General features: G+C 72.5%; 14 protein-coding genes and 2 pseudogenes. 13 read left to right on the forward strand and 3 right to left on the reverse strand.

Annotation, left to right across the window (positions count from 1 at the left end; translation table 11 throughout):
- Positions 1-152 precede the first annotated feature (152 nt).
- A complete protein-coding gene (locus tag ABZ646_RS01380; protein ID WP_360511733.1) occupies positions 153-527 on the reverse strand; it encodes a hypothetical protein in 375 nt (124 codons plus the stop codon).
- A 579-nt stretch (positions 528-1,106) separates the two neighbouring features.
- Here ABZ646_RS01380 and ABZ646_RS01385 point away from each other — a divergent pair.
- From ABZ646_RS01385 to ABZ646_RS01445, 13 genes and pseudogenes are all read left to right on the forward strand, one after another.
- On the forward strand, positions 1,107-1,451 hold the full coding sequence (locus ABZ646_RS01385; RefSeq protein WP_360511735.1) for a MerR family transcriptional regulator: 345 nt from the start codon (positions 1,107-1,109) through the stop codon (positions 1,449-1,451).
- A 311-nt stretch (positions 1,452-1,762) separates the two neighbouring features.
- Complete coding sequence (locus tag ABZ646_RS01390; protein ID WP_360511737.1) at positions 1,763-2,602, forward strand: tryptophan 2,3-dioxygenase family protein; 840 nt, start codon at positions 1,763-1,765, stop codon at positions 2,600-2,602.
- A complete protein-coding gene (gene kynU, locus ABZ646_RS01395) occupies positions 2,595-3,818 on the forward strand; it encodes a kynureninase (RefSeq protein WP_360511739.1) in 1,224 nt (407 codons plus the stop codon). The genes ABZ646_RS01390 and kynU overlap by 8 nt, the downstream gene beginning before the upstream one ends.
- 202 nt (positions 3,819-4,020) lie before the next feature.
- A complete protein-coding gene (locus ABZ646_RS01400; RefSeq protein WP_360511741.1) occupies positions 4,021-4,896 on the forward strand; it encodes an alpha/beta hydrolase in 876 nt (291 codons plus the stop codon).
- Between the two features lie 266 nt (positions 4,897-5,162).
- Positions 5,163-6,137 (forward strand): annotated as a pseudogene (locus ABZ646_RS01405) (alpha/beta hydrolase); the annotation flags it as partial.
- Positions 6,138-6,171: 34 nt separating this feature from the next.
- On the forward strand, positions 6,172-7,461 hold the full coding sequence (locus ABZ646_RS01410) for an acyltransferase (protein ID WP_360511821.1): 1,290 nt from the start codon (positions 6,172-6,174) through the stop codon (positions 7,459-7,461).
- Positions 7,462-7,471: 10 nt separating this feature from the next.
- Positions 7,472-8,857: a sensor histidine kinase gene (locus ABZ646_RS01415; protein ID WP_360511743.1), complete on the forward strand. Its 1,386-nt coding sequence runs from the start codon at positions 7,472-7,474 to the stop codon at positions 8,855-8,857.
- Positions 8,854-9,540: a response regulator transcription factor gene (locus tag ABZ646_RS01420; RefSeq protein ID WP_360511745.1), complete on the forward strand. Its 687-nt coding sequence runs from the start codon at positions 8,854-8,856 to the stop codon at positions 9,538-9,540. The genes ABZ646_RS01415 and ABZ646_RS01420 overlap by 4 nt, the downstream gene beginning before the upstream one ends.
- A 103-nt stretch (positions 9,541-9,643) precedes the next feature.
- On the forward strand, positions 9,644-11,017 hold the full coding sequence (locus tag ABZ646_RS01425) for a histidine kinase (protein WP_360511747.1): 1,374 nt from the start codon (positions 9,644-9,646) through the stop codon (positions 11,015-11,017).
- Entirely contained in the window at positions 11,014-11,679 is a 666-nt protein-coding gene (locus tag ABZ646_RS01430; RefSeq protein ID WP_360511749.1) for a response regulator transcription factor, read from the forward strand. Before ABZ646_RS01425 ends, ABZ646_RS01430 begins: the two co-directional genes overlap by 4 nt.
- 242 nt (positions 11,680-11,921) lie before the next feature.
- The gene (locus ABZ646_RS01435; RefSeq protein ID WP_360511751.1) at positions 11,922-12,773 is read left to right on the forward strand and encodes an MHYT domain-containing protein; all 852 of its coding nucleotides are present in this window, start codon (positions 11,922-11,924) and stop codon (positions 12,771-12,773) included.
- A 195-nt stretch (positions 12,774-12,968) separates the two neighbouring features.
- Positions 12,969-14,174: a cytochrome P450 gene (locus ABZ646_RS01440; protein WP_360511753.1), complete on the forward strand. Its 1,206-nt coding sequence runs from the start codon at positions 12,969-12,971 to the stop codon at positions 14,172-14,174.
- A gap of 120 nt (positions 14,175-14,294) precedes the next feature.
- A pseudogene (locus tag ABZ646_RS01445) lies at positions 14,295-14,590 on the forward strand (Uma2 family endonuclease); the annotation flags it as partial.
- 10 nt (positions 14,591-14,600) lie between these two features.
- Here ABZ646_RS01445 and ABZ646_RS01450 read toward each other — a convergent pair.
- Both ABZ646_RS01450 and ABZ646_RS01455 read right to left on the reverse strand, forming a co-directional pair.
- The gene (locus tag ABZ646_RS01450; protein WP_360511755.1) at positions 14,601-16,169 is read right to left on the reverse strand and encodes an ABC transporter permease; all 1,569 of its coding nucleotides are present in this window, start codon (positions 16,167-16,169) and stop codon (positions 14,601-14,603) included.
- Positions 16,166-17,053 (reverse strand): ABC transporter ATP-binding protein, encoded by an 888-nt coding sequence (locus tag ABZ646_RS01455; protein ID WP_360511757.1) that lies wholly within the window; start codon positions 17,051-17,053, stop codon positions 16,166-16,168. The genes ABZ646_RS01450 and ABZ646_RS01455 overlap by 4 nt, the downstream gene beginning before the upstream one ends.

Raw genomic sequence — 17,053 nt, forward strand, 5'->3', positions numbered from 1 at the left:
TGTTTAAATTTGTTGTGCTTTCCTTTGGGGGGGGGGGGCCCCCCGCCAAGCGGGCGGGGGGGGGGCCCTGCCGACGCGCGTCGGCAGGGCCCCCACCGCTGTGCCGCCGTCCGCTCGGAAACCGCCGGGGGCAACGGGGCGGAGACGGCGTCTCACCGGTCGAAGTGGACGAGATCTCCCACGGTCCATGCGCTGACGTCCTCGATCGCGACCCGGTACATGCCGCCCGTCTCCGGGATCCCGAGGCTGCCCTGCAGGATCCGGGCGAGGTGAAAGTGCAGATGCGTGGGCGCCTCGCCGCGACCGGGCCGGTTCCCTCGCGGACCGCGGGTGAAGACGTCCGAGAACGGGCCGAGACGGTCCGAGTCCTTCAGGACCTCCGCGACCCGCTCCCTCCACACGGCCTCGGGAGCCAGCCGGCCGGTGATGACGGCACCGCCGACCACCACGGTCAGCGACATCTGATTGCTCCGCTCGGACTCCACCGCGGCCGAGATGGCGACAAGCAACTCATCAGGGTTCGACATGACAGCAGAGCTTATTCGGCTCACCCGTATCAGGGACCGCCCGCGGGACCGCAGGCTTCTTCCTCCATCACAAGGGTGAAATCTACTTCTGCGTGAGTAGATTTTCGCTCCCGATGTGGGTACGCTACTTCTCGTAGACACGGTCGAAAGAGACCCCGCCAGACATGAACTGGCGGTAGCTGGAAGCGAAGTACGCAGGTCAGTGCGGCTCTCGAGCCTCGGAGCCACAGTGTTCCCAGAACGGTGACGGAGCTGGGAGCCGCACTGGGCGGCTCGTGCGTAGAGGAGCTGCCGGCAGCAGTACCGGTTCATTCAGTGGTTGGTACGAGAGGAACGGAGGAGCAGACGCCATCAGGATCGCCCGGCCCGAGAAGCGCTCGGTCCGGGTACCGCAAGACCCCGGATTGGATGGTGGTCCCCGGTCACGCAGCTGCGATCCCCCGCTCCGCCCTGCCGGGCCGGGTAGCGGAAACAGAAGGTCGGCACAGCAGTAGGGCCGACAGATGGTGTTGAATTTCCTTCGGGGCCCTGGTGCCGTACGGCACCAGGGCCCCTCGACGCGTTGCACAGCGAGGTGACATGACATCGGACATCCCCCTGAATGATCGTCTGGACGACGACGACTACCCTGCGTACACCATGGGCCGGGCAGCCGAGATGCTCGGCACCACTCCGGCCTTCCTCCGAGCCATCGGTGAGGCTCGCCTGATCACTCCGCTCCGCTCGGAGGGGGGACATCGCCGGTACTCCCGCTACCAACTGCGGATCGCGGCCCGCGCCCGCGAGCTCGTCGACAAGGGGACTCCGATCGAGGCCGCGTGCCGCATCGTCATCCTCGAGGACCAGCTCGAGGAAGCGCAGCGCATCAACGCCGAGCACCGCCGTACCGCCAGCGAGTCGGCGGGCAGTTCCGGCTCCGGATGACCACACGGGCGCGGTCGTATCCGGACCGCCGGAGTACCGAGCGAGCCCGACAGCCGTTCGTACGGCAGCGGGGCGCAGTCCGCCGGAAGGGCCGTGTACTTGCCTTCTTTTGGGGTGCGAGAACAACCGCGTCTCCCCGACCGCGGCGCAGACGCTCGGCTGGGTCATCCGTTCGGCGGTGTGGCCGGTCCCGCAGGGGGCGGGCCTTGCCGTGTGCGGGGTAGGTTGCGCAAGATGCGGGTGGGGACCGGGGCCCCCGTGTCGGCATCGGCAGGGGCGGACCGCTACCCGGAGTACAACAGGAGACAGCGATGTCCCAAGAGGCTCACGAGACGAACGAGCCCGAGACCCCGCATCTCGACTTCGCCGGCACGACGCCGTACGAGGACTACGTCAAGGCGGACGTGCTCACCCACCTCCAGCACACCCTCTCCGACGACCCCGGAGAGATGGTCTTCCTGGTCACGACCCAGGTCATGGAGCTGTGGTTCACAGTCATCGTCCACGAGTGGGAGACCGCCGCGGCGGCCCTGCGCGGCGACGACATCCCCACCGCGATCGCCGCGCTGAAGCGTTCCACCCGTGAGCTGGAGGCGCTGAACGCCTCCTGGAAGCCGCTCGGCCAGCTCACCCCCGCCCAGTTCAACTCCTACCGCTCCGCCCTCGGCGAGGGCTCCGGCTTCCAGTCGGCGATGTACCGGCGGATGGAGTTCCTGCTCGGCGAGAAGTCCGCGTCCATGCTCGTCCCGCACCGCGGCGCGCCCCGCGTCCACGCGGAGCTGGAGAAGGCCCTGCACGAGCCGAGCCTGTACGACGAGGCGGTACGGCTGCTCGCGCGCCGCGGCCACGCCGTCCCGGACGCGGTGCTGCACCGTGACGTCTCCGGGCGCTACGAGTCCGACGACGCCGTGGAGGCGGCCTGGACCGCCGTCTACTCCGGCCCCGAGGACGCCGAACTCGCCCGTCTCGGCGAGGCGTTGACCGACGTCGCCGAACTCGTCTGGCGCTGGCGCAACGACCACCTGGTCGCCACCCGCCGCGCCATGGGCGCCAAGCCCGGCACCGGCGGTTCGGCCGGTGTCGCCTGGCTGGAGAAGCGCGCCCGCAAGAACGTGTTCCCGGAGCTGTGGACGGCGAGGTCCCATGTCTGAGCTCGTGCTGAGGGCACAGAAGCTGGACGGCGAGGACGAGCTGGCCGGGGTGCGCGAGCGCTTCGTCCTCGCCCCGGTGTCCGGTGATCCTGCGTCCGGTCACGCGGCCGACGCCGCGGGCGTCTACCTCGACGGCAACTCCCTGGGCGCCCTGCCCGCGCACGTCCCCGGCCGGGTCGAGGACGTCGTACGACGGCAGTGGGGCGAACTGCGCATCCGGTCCTGGGAGGAGAGCGGCTGGTGGACGGCGCCGGAGCGGATCGGCGACCGGATCGCCCCGCTGGTGGGCGCCGAAGCCGGGCAGATCGTGGTCGGCGACTCGACAAGTGTCAACGTCTTCAAGGCACTCGTGGGCGCGGTACGGCTCGCGGCGGAGGGCCGTGACGAGATCCTCGTCGACGCGACCACCTTCCCCACCGACGGGTACATCGCCGAGTCCGCCGCCCGCCTGACGGGTCGCGTGCTGCGTCCGGTGGCCCCGGCCGGGGTGCGCGACGCCCTCGGTGACCGCACCGCCGCCGTCCTCCTCAACCACGTCGACTACCGCACGGGCCGGCTGCACGACCTCCCCGCCCTCACCGCCGCGATCCACGCGGCCGGTGCCGTGGCCGTCTGGGACCTGTGCCACAGCGCGGGCGCGCTGCCGGTCGGCCTCGACGAGCACGGGGTGGACCTGGCCGTGGGCTGCACCTACAAGTACCTGAACGGCGGCCCGGGTGCACCGGCGTACCTGTACGTGCGGCGGGAGCTGCAGGACCGCTTCGACTCCCCGCTGCCCGGCTGGAACTCGCACGCCGAGCCGTTCGGCATGAGCCCGTCCTACACGCCCGCGCCGGGCGCGCTGCGCGGGCGCGTCGGCACCCCGGACATCCTCTCCATGCTGGCCCTGGAGGCGGCGCTGGAGGTCTGGGAAGGGGTCCCGGTCGACGCCGTACGGGCCAAGTCCCTCGCCCTGACGGACTTCTTCCTGGAGTGCGTCGAGGCGTACCTGCCGGCGGGCCGTGTCGAGTGCCTGACCCCGGTGGCGCACGAGGAGCGCGGCAGCCAGATCGCGCTGCGCTGCGCCGACGCCGGGGACGTGATGGGACGGCTGATCGCGCGGGGCGTGGTCGGGGACTTCCGGCACCCCGACGTCCTCCGCTTCGGGTTCACCCCGCTGTACGTCGGCTTCGCGGACGTGGAGCGGGCGGTGCGGGTGCTGGGGGAGGTCGTGTAGCGGCCCGGGCTCGGCCCGAGCGGGTCGACATGGGGATACGACGACCCGTGTCGAGGGCACCGGGACGGTACAGATCCGTTTAATCCTCACCGTGCGTGACATCCACGTGTCCGCGCACGTCATCGGCCTGGTACCGTCCCGGCCAACGGCCGATCTCCCTCCCCGGTCCGCCAACATCGATACGCCGCTGAGAGGTTGGAGCATGCCGGACGACGCCGCAGCAGAACGGGCCGCAGCCGAGGAGGAGTCGGCCTTCTCGCACCCGCACGTCGAGCCCGACGCCACGGCGGCCTACGGCGACCACCCCGACCAGGTGATCGACTTCTACGCCCCGCGCGCCGGCGGGCCGTCGGTGCCCCTGATCGTGGTCCTGCACGGCGGCGCCTGGCGCGCACCGTACGACCGCCTCCACATCACGCCGTTCGCCGACTACCTGGCCCGGCGCGGTTTCGCCGTGGCCAACGTCGAGTACCGGCGCGGCGCGACGCTGCCCGCACAGGGCGGTACGGCACCGGTGGCCGGGCGCTGGCCGGACACCTTCGACGACGTGGCCGCGGCCCTGGACGCGCTGCCCGCCCTGGCCCGCGAGGCGCTGCCGCAGGCGGACCTGCGCCGTACGGTCCTCACCGGCCACTCGGCGGGCGGTCACCTCGCCCTGTGGGCGGCGGCGCGGCACGTGCTGCCCGCCGACGCCCCGTGGCGCACCTCCGCCCCCGCCCTGCTCCGCGGGGTCGTGGCGCTGGCCCCGATCGCCGACTTCGCGATGGCGGAGAAGCTGGACGTCTGCGGGAACGCCGCGCTGCAACTGCTCGGTGGGGAAGCGAAGTTCGCCGACCGTCAGGGGTACGCGGACCCGGCCCTGCTCCTTCCCACCGGTATCGCGACCACCCTGGTCCAGGGCCGTACCGACACGGTCGTCCCCCAGGCGGTCGCCGAGTCCTACGCGGACGCGGCGGCCAGGGCGGGCGAGGTGGTGGGGCTGACGCTGCTGGAGGAGGTCGGCCACTTCCCGCTGATCGACCCGGCGGCGGACGCCTGCGCGGTGGTAGCGGAGGAGATCGCCCAACTGGCCTACTGAGCACGGGCCGGGGCCCCTTCGGGGGTCTCCCCGGAGATACCCGTAGTACCTGAGAGCTACCCCGGAGAAGAGCTCCCGAGCGGGACGCGAACGACACACCCCGCTCCGTAACTTCCCGATCAGACCAGCCCGACACCCGGGCGAACTGAACGGGGAGGCCCGCAATGCGGAACACGGCGCGTCGGACGCGGGCGAGCGAAACCCCCCGCCCAGGCGACACCCTCCTCGCCCCTCCGGCAACGGCAACCGCGCCCCCCTCCAGAACCCGCCGCACGCTCCTTGCCGCCCTCCTCACCACCGCCGTGGTCCTTCCCCTCTCCGCGGCCGTCACCCCCCACATCCCCGCCCCGTCCCCCGCCCCGCTCCCCATCCCCCTCACCCCGGCCTCCCTCGCCACCGCCTACGCGGCCAACCGCGCCGACGCGGCCGAAGCCGCCCGCATGGCCGCCGCCCACGGCGACACCTCCCGCGCCGCCGCCGACCGGGCCCTCGCCTCCCCGCCCCGTCACCTCCTCCACTTCGACGCCCGCGGCACCGGCCAGGCCACCGAGGTCCTCGGCGACCTGACGCGGGCCACCCGTATCGCCGTCCTGGTCCCCGGCTCCGACACCACCCTCGACACCTACGCCCGCTTCCACACCGCCGCCGACTCCCTGTACCGGCGCCTCAGCCACGAGCAGCCGCGCACCCGCACCGCCGTCGTCGCCTGGCTCGGCTACCGCACCCCCGCCACGATCAGCACCACGGTCCTCACCTCCGGCAGGGCCGACCAAGCGGCCCCGCACCTGCGCGAGTTCGTCCGCGAACTGCGCACCCTCACCGCCCGCCCCCACTGCCGCGCCCGCCCGAAGCCGCCGGCCGTCTCCCTCCTCTGCCACTCCTACGGCACGGTCGTCTGCGCCCGTGCCGCCCCCACCCTCTCCGGTCTCGGCGTCACCGACATCGCCCTGGTCGGCAGCCCGGGCACCGGCACCGACTCGGCCGCGGCCCTGCACACGTCGGCCCGCGTCTGGGCGGCCCGAGGCGCCGACGACTGGATCGCCGACGTGCCGCACCTGCGCGCCGGCCTCTTCGGCACGGACGTCGGCTTCGGCACCGACCCCGTGTCCCCGGCCTTCGGCGCCCGCGTCTTCGCGGCAGGACCCGGCGGCCACAGCGACTACTTCACCCCGGGCTCGGCCTCCCTGGCCAACCTCGCCCGGATCGTCCTCGGCGAGACAACGGAGGTCACCCGTGCGTAAGCCACCGACACCCGACGCCCAGCACCCCCACCCCCTGCACGCGGTACGCCATGCCCCGCACCTTCCGCACGCCGTACGGCGGCTCGCCCACCGCGTGGACGCGGCCACCCCACCCGACCGGGACCGTGCCGTGGACGCCCTGCGCGCCTTCGCGGTGCTCGGTGTGGTGCTCGGCCACTGGCTGGTCACCGCGCTGGTGGCGGACGGCGGCAGGCTGAGCACCAGCAGCCCCCTCCAGCACCTGCCCGTACTGGCCCCGGTCTCCTGGGCGTTCCAGACCCTCGCCGTGTTCTTCCTGGTCGGCGGCCACGTGGCCACCCGCAGTCACGCCACCGCCCAGGCCGACGGGATCCCCTACCACCGCTGGCTGCGCTCCCGCCTCGCCCGCCTCTGCAAACCGGTCGCCGCCCTCCTCGCCCTGTGGACGGTCACGACCACCGCCCTCCTGCTGTCCGGCACCGACTTCGCCACCGTGCACACCCTCGTCAAACTCGCCCTGTCCCCGCTCTGGTTCCTCGTGGTGTTCGCGGCCCTGACGGCGGCGACCCCCCTCGTCGCCCGGCTCAGCCCGCTGTGGCCGCTGGCCGTCGTACTCCATGTGGACCTGCTCCGTTTCGGTTTCGGCGCACCGGCCGGGATCGGCTGGGTGAACCTGGCCGCGGGCTGGCTGGTGCCGTACACCCTGGGTGCCGCCTGGACCCGCGGCGAACTGGACCGGCCGCGCGCCGGCTGGGTGCTGCTCATAGGCGGTACGGCGGCGACGGCCGGGCTGGTCGGCTTCGCCGGCTACCCGGCGGCGATGGTCGGCGTCCCCGGCGCCGCCGTCTCCAACCTCGACCCGCCCACCCTCGCCGCCGTCACCTTCGGCCTGGCGCAGTGCGGCCTCGCCCTGCTCCTGCGCGAGCGGCTGCGCCGTACGATGCGCCGTCCGCTCGCCTGGGCGGCGGTGGCCTTCGTGAACCTCTCCGCGATGACGATCTTCCTCTGGCACCAGACGGCCCTGATGGCGACCACGGCCACCGGTCTGCTGCTGGGCCGGCTCCCCGGCCTGCACACACCTCCCGACCATGTCGGCTGGGTCGGTGACCGCCTGCTGTGGCTCCCGGCGTTCGCCCTGGCGCTCGCCGTCTGCTGGGCGGCGTTCCACACGTACGAGCGCCCCGGTCCCGGACACCGCCCCCGCTCCCGCACGCGTCTCGTCCGGCCACGTGTCGCCCGCGCCGGCGCCCGCGTCGCCCGGACCGACGGCGTCGTCCCCTCGCGCGTCGTGCGGACCCACCGCTCGTCCGATCGGGCGACACCGACAGGAGCCCGCCGTGTCTAGGCTGGCCGCTGTGACGGAAACGGGGACCCGGCAGGCGGAGCGGCTCGACCGCGTGCCGCGCTGGCTGCGGACACTCCACGACGACCTGTGGACCCTTCGTGCAGACCCGCTGCCCGCCCCCGGGCGGCAGGGCCGGCTGCCGCACGGTGTGCTGTGCGTGGCGGCGGTCGGCATCACGATCGGCGGCGTCGCACAGCTCCAGCACAACGGGCATCTGGGTGCAGGTCTCGCCTCCCTGCTCGGGTTCGCTCCGGGCGCCGCCGTGCTGCTCGCGATGTGGCGGCCCCTCCCGGCCTGGTGGCTGTCGACGGGCGCCATGCTGGTGGCCGCCGTCACGCTGCACGGGCGGCTGGGCACCACACCGGCGGTCCTGTTCACCTGGCCCTGGACCGTGGCCGGGATGATCGCGCAGCTGCTGGTCCTGCTGCTGCTCACGCTGCGGGTCCGCGCCCGGGTGGCCGCCGAGGCACTGGCCCTGACCGTCCTGGTCACCTGGCTCCTCGACGGCGTCTGGGGCGCGCCGCCCCACCAGTCCACGTCGGTGGTCACCGTCGTCCTGGCCGCGGTCGTGGTCGCGCTCGGCACCGCGCTGCGCGGCCGCCGGGTGGCGCGCGCGGAGCTCAACCGCCAGACCACGCTCACCGCCGAGGAACGGGCCCGGCGCACCCTCCTGGAGGAGCGCAGCCGGATCGCGCGCGAGCTGCACGACGTGGTCGCCCACCACATGTCGGTGATCTCCATCCAGGCCCAGGTCGCCCCCCACCTGGTGGAGAACCCTCCGGACGAGCTCAGGGAGAACCTCGAAGGCATCCGGCACAACGCGCTGGAGGCGCTCACCGAACTGCGCAGGGTGCTGGGCGTGCTGCGCTCGGAGAGCCCCGACGCGGACGCGCCCGACGACGGCGGCGCCGGGCCGCACAGCCCGCAGCCGACCCTGGACCGGCTGGAGGCGCTGGTCGAGAACACCCGGGCGGCCGGTCTGACCGTCACCACCCGGATCAACGGCGAGCGCCGTCCGATGCAGTCGGGCGTGGAGCTGTCGGCGTACCGGATCGTGCAGGAGGCGCTGAGCAACGTGCTGCGGCACGCGCCGGGAGCCACCGCCCATGTCGAGATCGAGTACATCCCCTACGGTCTGCTGGTGTCCGTCGCGAACTCCCGTCCGGCCCGGCCCGGGCCGCCGTCGCCCGGCGCCGGGCACGGACTGCTCGGTATGCGCGAGCGGGCGGCGATGCTCGGCGGGTCACTGACCGCGGGCCCCGGGGCGGACGGCGGCTACCGGGTCTTCGCCGAGCTCCCGGCCACCGCTCCGGACGCCGGCCTGGTGGCCGGCCGTACCCGGGACCCCGGCACCGGCACGCCCCGTGCCCTCCACCCGAAGGACGACCGCGCATGACGAACAGCAGTGGCAGTCCCATCCGCGTGGTCATCGCCGACGACCAGCAGATGGTCCGGCAGGGCTTCACCGTGCTGCTGAACGCCCAGCCCGGTATCGAGGTGGTCGGGCAGGCGGTGGACGGGCTGGACGCGGTGACCAAGGTCGGCGAACTCACCCCGGACGTGGTCCTGATGGACATCCGGATGCCCGAACTCGGCGGGATCGAGGCGACCCGCCGCATCGTCGGCGAACGCCCGCACATCAAGGTGCTGGTGCTCACCACCTTCGACCTCGACGAGTACGTGTACGAGGCGCTGCGGGCGGGTGCGTCCGGGTTCCTGCTCAAGGACGCGTCCGCAGCCAAACTGGCCGAGGCGGTGCAGGTGGTGGCGGCCGGGGACGCGCTGATCGCGCCCGTCATCACCCGGCGGCTGATCGCCCGGTTCTCCCAACTGGACGGGGGCGGGGTGCGGGCTCCGCTGAAGGCCCGCGTCGGCGACCTGACCGAACGGGAGACGGAGGTGCTGGCGCTGATCGCGCAGGGCCTGTCGAACGCGGAGATCGCCGAGCGCCTGGTGGTCGCCGAGCAGACCGTGAAGACGCACGTGGGCCGGATCCTGGTGAAGCTGGGCCTGCGGGACCGCACACAGGCGGCGGTGTTCGCGTACGAGTCGGGCCTGGTGCGCCCGGCGGGGTACTGACAGGACCGCCCGTGGCTGAGCCCCGTAGTACCTGAGAGGGACCCCGCAGGACCCTTCTCACTGGTGACGACGGTGACCCTCGCCGCCGCCTACCGTCGTGTCCGTGACCGAGACGACCCACACGCACGCCGCGCCACCGCCGCAGCCGCCGGACGGCGCGTTCGAGCCGTACAAGCCGCGCAGCCCGGAGTTCCGGGCGGCGATGGACGCCCTGCGAGGGCTGCGGCAGGACCTCCTCCAGGACGCCTTCGCCTACCGTCCGCTGCCCCGGGCGAGCACGGACGGCCCGCTCGTCCGCCGCCTGCCGGCCAGGCTGCGGGAGTACGCGGCCTGGACGCCGCACGCCCTGATCGGGGCGGCCGGCCTGCTCGCCATGTCCATCGCCTCGAACAGCACCGTCAGAGGCGCGACGGTCAACCTGGTCCTCGGCCTGCTCGCCCTGGTCCCGGTCCTGCTGACCATGGTGCGGCCCGTCGGCGCGTTCTGGCTGTCGATGGCGGCGACCCCCGTCGCGGCCGTCATGGGGGGCGACGACTGGGAAAGCCCGTGGCCCTGGCTGGACGGCAGCTTCGCCTGTCACCTGTTCGTGCTCACCGTGGTGGCGATACGCACCAGGCCGCGCACGGCGGCGTGGATGTGGATGCTGACGGCGTTGTACGGCGCGATGGCGCAGACGGTCCAAGGCGGCCGTTACTACGGGTCGGACACCATGGGGCTGCTGTTCCTGTCCGCGCTGTCCCTGCTGGGCGTCACCGTCTGGCACATCCGCAGCGCGGCCCGGCAGGAGATGACCGTCCAGCGGACGGTGACCGCGCACGAGCGGTCCCGGCGCACCCTTCTGGAGGAGCGCACGACGATCGCCCGTGAACTGCACGACGTGGTCGCCCATCACATGTCCGTCGTCGCCATCCAGGCCGAGGCGGCCCCCTACCGCGTCGAGAACCCGCCGCCGGAACTGGAGAAGGCGTTCGTCACGATCCGGGAGAACGCGGTGGCGGCGCTCACCGAACTGCGCCGGGTGCTGGGCGTGGTCCGGGCCGAGGACTACGAGGCGCCGGACGCCCCGCAGCCGACCCTCGCCGACCTGGACGGGCTGCTGGCCAATGTGCGGGAGGCGGGTCTGGATGTCGAGAAGGCGATGACCGGCGCGGTGCGAGAACTGCCGCAGGGCGTGGAGCTGTCGGCGTACCGGATCGTGCAGGAGGCGCTGAGCAACACCCTGCGCCACGCGCCGGGGGCGGCCGCCCGGGTCGAGGTCGCCTATGTGCTCGGCGGCCTGGGCCTGCGCGTGGTCAACGACCCCCCGCCGCGGACCGCCCTGCTCAAGCCGTCCCCCGGCGCCGGTCACGGCATCACGGGCATGCGGGAACGCGTCTCGATGCTGAACGGCGAGATGACGGCGGCCGGCACGGCCGAAGGAGGTTACGAGGTGACGGTGTTCCTGCCCGTCGCGGCCGCCCCGGAAGGTGACGCATGACCATCCGGGTACTGATCGCCGACGACCAGATGATGGTGCGCGAGGGCTTCTCGGTCCTGCTCAACGCGATGCCGGACATCGAGGTCGCCGGTGAGGCGGTCAACGGCCGGGAGGCGGTGGACCGGGTCCGTGAACTCTCCCCCGACGTGGTGCTGATGGACATCCGGATGCCCGAGCTGAACGGTATCGAGGCGACCCGGGAGATCGTGGCCGCCGACAGCACCGCGAAGGTGCTGGTCCTGACCACCTTCGACCTGGACGAGTACGTCTACCAGGCGCTGCGCGCGGGAGCCTCCGGTTTTCTCCTCAAGGACGCCTCCGCACGCCAGTTGGCCGAAGGGGTGCGGGTGGTGGCGGCGGGCGAGGCCCTGCTGGCCCCTTCGGTCACCAGGCGTCTGATCACGGAGTTCTCCCGGCTCTCCGGCACCCCGCGCCTGATGTCCACGGCCCACGCGGCCTACGGCGATCTCACCGACCGGGAGACGGAGGTGCTGGTCCTGATCGCGCAGGGGCTGTCCAACGCGGAGATGGCCGAGCGTCTGGTGGTGGCCGAGTCCACGATCAAGACCCATGTCAGCCGCGTCCTGGTGAAGCTGGGCCTCAGGGACCGCACACAGGCGGCGGTGTTCGCGTACGAGGCGCGGCTGGTGACGCCGAAGTAGCGGGTCGACGGGGTCGGCGCACGTGCCAAGAGCACAGGCGTTGTTGCGATTCGATCGCGGGCGGTACAGGTGTGGACACGGTGCGCTGAAGTTGTGTTTGAATGGTGAAGGGATTCGGCCAGGTGGCCGGTTCCAGTCATCCCCGTCCCCTCATGCCTTCTCCTGACCGACTCCCGTTTCCCCGGCGGGAGTCGTCGCCGTCCCCTTCTCCGTCCCTGTTTCGCGTGAAGAAAGTTGCCGCGATGACCGCAGACGTGTCCGAGTTCCACTACGGCCTGGTCACCCCGATAGCCGCCTATCTCATGGCCTGCCTGGGCGCCGTGCTGGCTCTGCGCTGCACGACCCGCTCGATCGGCCGCGGGCCCGGGGAGAAACGATTCGGCTGGCTCGCCCTGGGCGCGGTGTCCCTCGGATGCGGCATCTGGACCATGCACTTCATCGCCATGATCGGCTTCAGCGTGGACGGCGCCCTGGTCAGCTACGACACCGGCCGGACGGTGCTGAGCCTCGTCGTCTGCATCGCGGTGGTCGCCGTCGGCGTCTTCCTCGTCGGCTACCGGGGTTCGGGCCCTGTCACCCTGGGCACCGCGGGCGTCCTCGCCGGACTCGGGGTGGCCGCGATGCACTACCTCGGCATGACGGCGATGAACACCGGCGGCACCGTCCACTACGACACCACGGTCGTCGTCCTCTCCGTGGTGATCGCCGTGGTCGCCGCGACCGCGGCGCTCTGGGCGGCGGTGTCGATCAGCGCGGTGTGGGCGACCGTCGGCGCGAGCCTGGTGATGGGCGCGGCCGTCTCGACCATGCACTACACCGGCATGTCCGCGGTGAGCGTCCACGTGGCCCAGGCGCAGGCGGGCGGCCACTCCTCGACGAGCCTGCTCGCCTTCCTCCTGGTCATGCTGGCCGGCCCGGTGGCGGCCCTGATCCTGGCCGCGGCGATCGTCATGTTCGACCCGGAGGTGGTGGGCGGGCAACGCGACCGGACCGCCCCGGCCACCCGGACCCCTGCCTTCCCCGTGCCCCAGCAGCAGCCCTGGCCTCCGACCGACCGTCCGCAACCCCTGGCGGACCGGCGCTACACGCCCTGATGGCAGCGGCGCCGGGGCCCTTCCCGTGCGCCGTCGCCGAGAAAGCCGTGCGGAACACGTCCCGCGAGGCCTCCGCCTCGTCGGTGACCAGCGGGACGTTCTCCGGACCCGGCGACGGAGCTGTCGTGAACCGGCCCTCCGCGTCCCCTGAGACACCCCTGGTCAGAAGAGGTACCGGCGGTCTAACGTCCGTGCATGGCAGCCTTCGACCCCTGGGATCCGGACTTCCTGGCCGACCCGTACCCGTCCTACGCCGAGCTCCGCGCCCGGGGCCGGGTGCAGTTCTTCGAGCCCACGAACCAGTGGCTGGTCCCGCACCACGCCGACGTCTCGGGGCTGCTGCGGGACCGGCGGCTGGGACGGACGTACCAGCACCGGTTCACGCACGAGGAGTTCGGGCGGACCGCACCCCCGCCGGAGCACGAGCCGTTCCACACGCTCAACGACCACGGCATGCTCGACCTCGAACCGCCGGACCACACCCGCATCCGCCGCCTGGTGTCGAAGGCGTTCACCCCGCGCACGGTCGAGCGGCTCAGGCCGTACGTGGCGCGGCTCGCCGGTGAGCTCGTCGACGGGCTGGTGGAGAAGGGCGGCGGCGACCTGCTCACCGATGTCGCCGAGCCTCTCCCCGTCGCCGTGATCGCCGAGATGCTGGGCATCCCGGAGGCGGACCGCGGCCCGTTGCGGCCCTGGTCGGCGGACATCTGCGGGATGTACGAGCTGAACCCGCCGCAGGAGACGGCGGCGAAGGCGGTGCGGGCGTCGGCCGAGTTCTCCGCGTACCTGCGGGAGCTGATCGCCGAGCGGCGCAGGCGGCCCGGCGACGACCTGATCTCCGGACTCATCGAGGCGCACGACGAGGACGACCGGCTCACCGAGCAGGAGATGATCTCCACCGCGGTCCTGCTCCTCAACGCCGGCCACGAGGCGACCGTCAACGCCACCGTCAACGGCTGGTACGCCCTCTTCCGCAACCCCGCCCAACTCGCCGCCCTCCGCGCCGACCACTCCCTGGTCCCCACCGCGATCGAGGAGCTGATGCGCTACGACACCCCCCTCCAGCTCTTCGAACGCTGGGTGCTGGACGAGATCGAGGTCGACGGGACGACGATCCCGCGCGGCGCCGAGATCGCCATGCTCTTCGGCTCCGCGAACCACGACCCGGCGGTGTTCCAGGCCCCCGACCGCCTCGACCTCACCCGCCGCGACAACCCCCACATCTCCTTCAGCGCCGGCATCCACTACTGCATCGGCGCCCCCCTCGCCCGTATCGAACTGGCCGCCTCCATGACGGCGCTGCTGGAACGGGCCCCGACGCTGACCCTGGCGGCGGAGCCGGAGCGGAAGCCGAACTTCGTGATCAGGGGGTTGGAGGGGCTGCGCGTGGAAGTGAGGTGATCACCCGCCGATTCCGGGTGAGGGGCGCGGACGTGTTCGAGCGGATCGCGGAATTCGCCGAACACGTGGACGACACCGTCGGGTTCGAGTTCATCGACGGACGGATCGGGGTTGGTCTTCCGCTGCAAGCAGGCGCGGCCCGACCTCACCCTCAACCCGACGGGGCAAGGACTGAAGGGCGAGGCGTATCGCACGGGCCGCGCCAAGCCCGACGCCGTGCTCGCACCGACGGGACACTTCAACGGGCAGGGTGACTGGGCCGATCCCGCCGGCGTGTTGATGGCAGTCGAGATCACCTCTTACGACTCGGACACCCACAATCGGACCGTGTGGTGAAGCTCGGCGGCAAGGTCGCGCTCCCCGACCCCGTCGGCATCGAACTCGACACCGAGGGTCTCAAGGACTACATCGACTGAACGACCGCCGTCAGCTGATCACGTCCCGTCGCCGCAACCCCACGAGCCCCGTCGCCGTCAGCACCGCGGCCAGCGCCAGCAGCGTCAGTACCGGTCCCCACTTCATCGCGCCGCCCGGCAGCTTCGGTAGGTGGCCGAAGGGGGAGAGGTCGAGGACGAGGTGCGGGGCGTTCAGGGCCGGCCCCACCCAGCCGATCAGGAGCACCGCCACCGCGACACCCCAGGCCGCCGGGGCCAGCCGGGGTGCGAGGCCGTACAGCAGCACCGCCAGGCCGCCGATCACCCATACCGCCGGGAGCTGCACCAGGCAGGCGCCCAGGACCGGGCCCACCTCCTTGCCGTAGCCGACGGCGAAGCCAAGGCCCGCCAGGAGCATGATCAGGGCCGCGCCGCCGAAGGCGAGGACGAGATGGCCGGCCGCCCAACGCAGGCGGCTGACCGGGCAGGCGAGCAGGGGTTCGGCACGGCCCGAGGTCTCCTCGCCGTGCAGCCGGAGCACCGACGCCACCACGTACAGCGCGGCGACCAGGCCCAGCATGCCGACCATGGCGGCGAGGAACGCGTCGGTCAGCCCGCTGTGCCCGCCCATCCGCTCGAAGATCTCGCGGGCGTTCCGGTTCTCCCCGACCAGGTCGGCCGCGCCCTCCGTCAGACCGCCGTAGACCACGCCGGCCAGGAAGAAGCCGAGCGACCAGCCGACCACGGCGCCCCGCTGCAGCCGCCAGGCGAGGGCGGCGGCGGAGCCGAGGCGGCCGCCGGCCGGCCCCGGGCGGGCGGGGAAGAAGCTCGTGCCCAGGTCACGGCGTCCGGCCAGAACGTAGGCCGCGGCGGCCTGGAGCAGTACCGCCGCCGCGAACAGCAGCAGCACCCACCAGCGTTCGGCCGCGAAGGGGCGCAGGTTCTCCAGCCAGCCCAGCGGGGACAGCCACGTCCACACCGAGGAGCCGTCCGTCCCGGCCGAGTCGCCCGCGGCGCGCAGGACGAAGGCCGCGCCCAGGACCGCCGACGTCAGCCCCCGCGCCAGCCGGGCGCTCTCCGTCAGCTGTGCCACGACCGCCGCGGTGGTCGCGAAGACCATGCCGACGGCGCCGAGACCGAGCCCGAGGGCCAGGGCACCGGCCACGCCCTGTTCCGCCAGGCCCGCCGTGATCAGCAGTGCGAGGACGGCGTTGGCGGCCGCCGCCGCCAGCAGGGCCGCGGTCAGGGACGCCCGGCGGCCCACCGCACCCGACGCCAGCAGTTCGGCGCGCCCGGTCTCCTCCTCGTCGCGGGTGTGCCGCACGACGACGAGCAGGCTGGTGACGGCTGTGAGCAGCCCGGCGTAGACACCCACCCGCCAGGCGGTCAGCGCGCCGAGCGAGGTGTCGTGGAGCGGTCCGATCAGGGCCCGGAACGACGCGTTGGTCCCCACCTGCCGTACCAGGTCTGCGCGTTCGGCGTCGGTGGCGTAGAGGCCGTTCAGGGTGCTGGGCATGGAGAGGACCATCAGGGCGTTCGCCGCGAGCCACACCGGCGTGGTCGCCCGGTCGCGGCGCACTGCGAGGCGCAGCAGGGTGCCGGTGCCGGTGAGGGTGCTCATGCCTGTTCCTGGTAGTGGCGGAGGAAGAGTTCCTCGAGGGTGGGGGGAGTGGAGGTCAGGGACCGTACGCCGGACTCGCCGAGCGAGCGCAGTACGGCCGTGAGGTGGTCGGCGTCGACCTGGAGCCGGACCCGGTGGCCCTGGACGTCGAGGTCGTGGACGCCGGGCAGGTGCGCCAGGCCGTTGGGAGGACCTGCCAGTTCGGCGGTCACGCTGGTGCGGGTGAGGTGGCGCAGGTCGGCCAGGGAGCCGGACTCGACGGTGCGGCCGGCGCGGATGATGCTGACGCGGTCGCAGAGTTCCTCGACCTCGCTGAGGATGTGGGACGACAGCAGCACGGTCCTGCCCCGGTCCCGTTCCTCCGCCACGCAGCGCTGGAAGACCTCCTCCATCAGGGGGTCGAGTCCGGACGTCGGTTCGTCGAGGATCAGCAGGTCCACGTCGGAGGCGAAGGCGGCGACCAGGGCGACCTTCTGGCGGTTGCCCTTCGAGTACGTGCGCCCCTTCTTCGTCGGGTCCAGCTCGAACCGGTCGACGAGCTCGCTGCGGCGGCCCGGGTCCAGACCCCCGCGCAGGCGGCCGTACAGGTCGATGACCTCGCCTCCCGAGAGGTTGCGCCACAGGGTGACGTCGCCGGGGACGTAGGCGATCCGGCGGTGCACCTCCACGGCGTCCTTCCAGGGGTCGCGGCCCAGGATCTGCGCGGCGCCCGAGTCGGCGCGCAGCAGGCCGAGCAGGACCCGGATCGCGGTCGACTTCCCGGCGCCGTTCGGGCCGAGGAAGCCGTGCACCTCACCGGCCTCGACGGTCAGGTCGAGGCCGGCGAGGGCGGGGGTGCGGCCGAAGGACTTGTGGAGCCCCGCGACCCTGATGGCCTTCGTCAT

Source organism: Streptomyces sp. NPDC007162 (assembly GCF_040634175.1).
Taxonomy (GTDB): domain Bacteria; phylum Actinomycetota; class Actinomycetes; order Streptomycetales; family Streptomycetaceae; genus Streptomyces.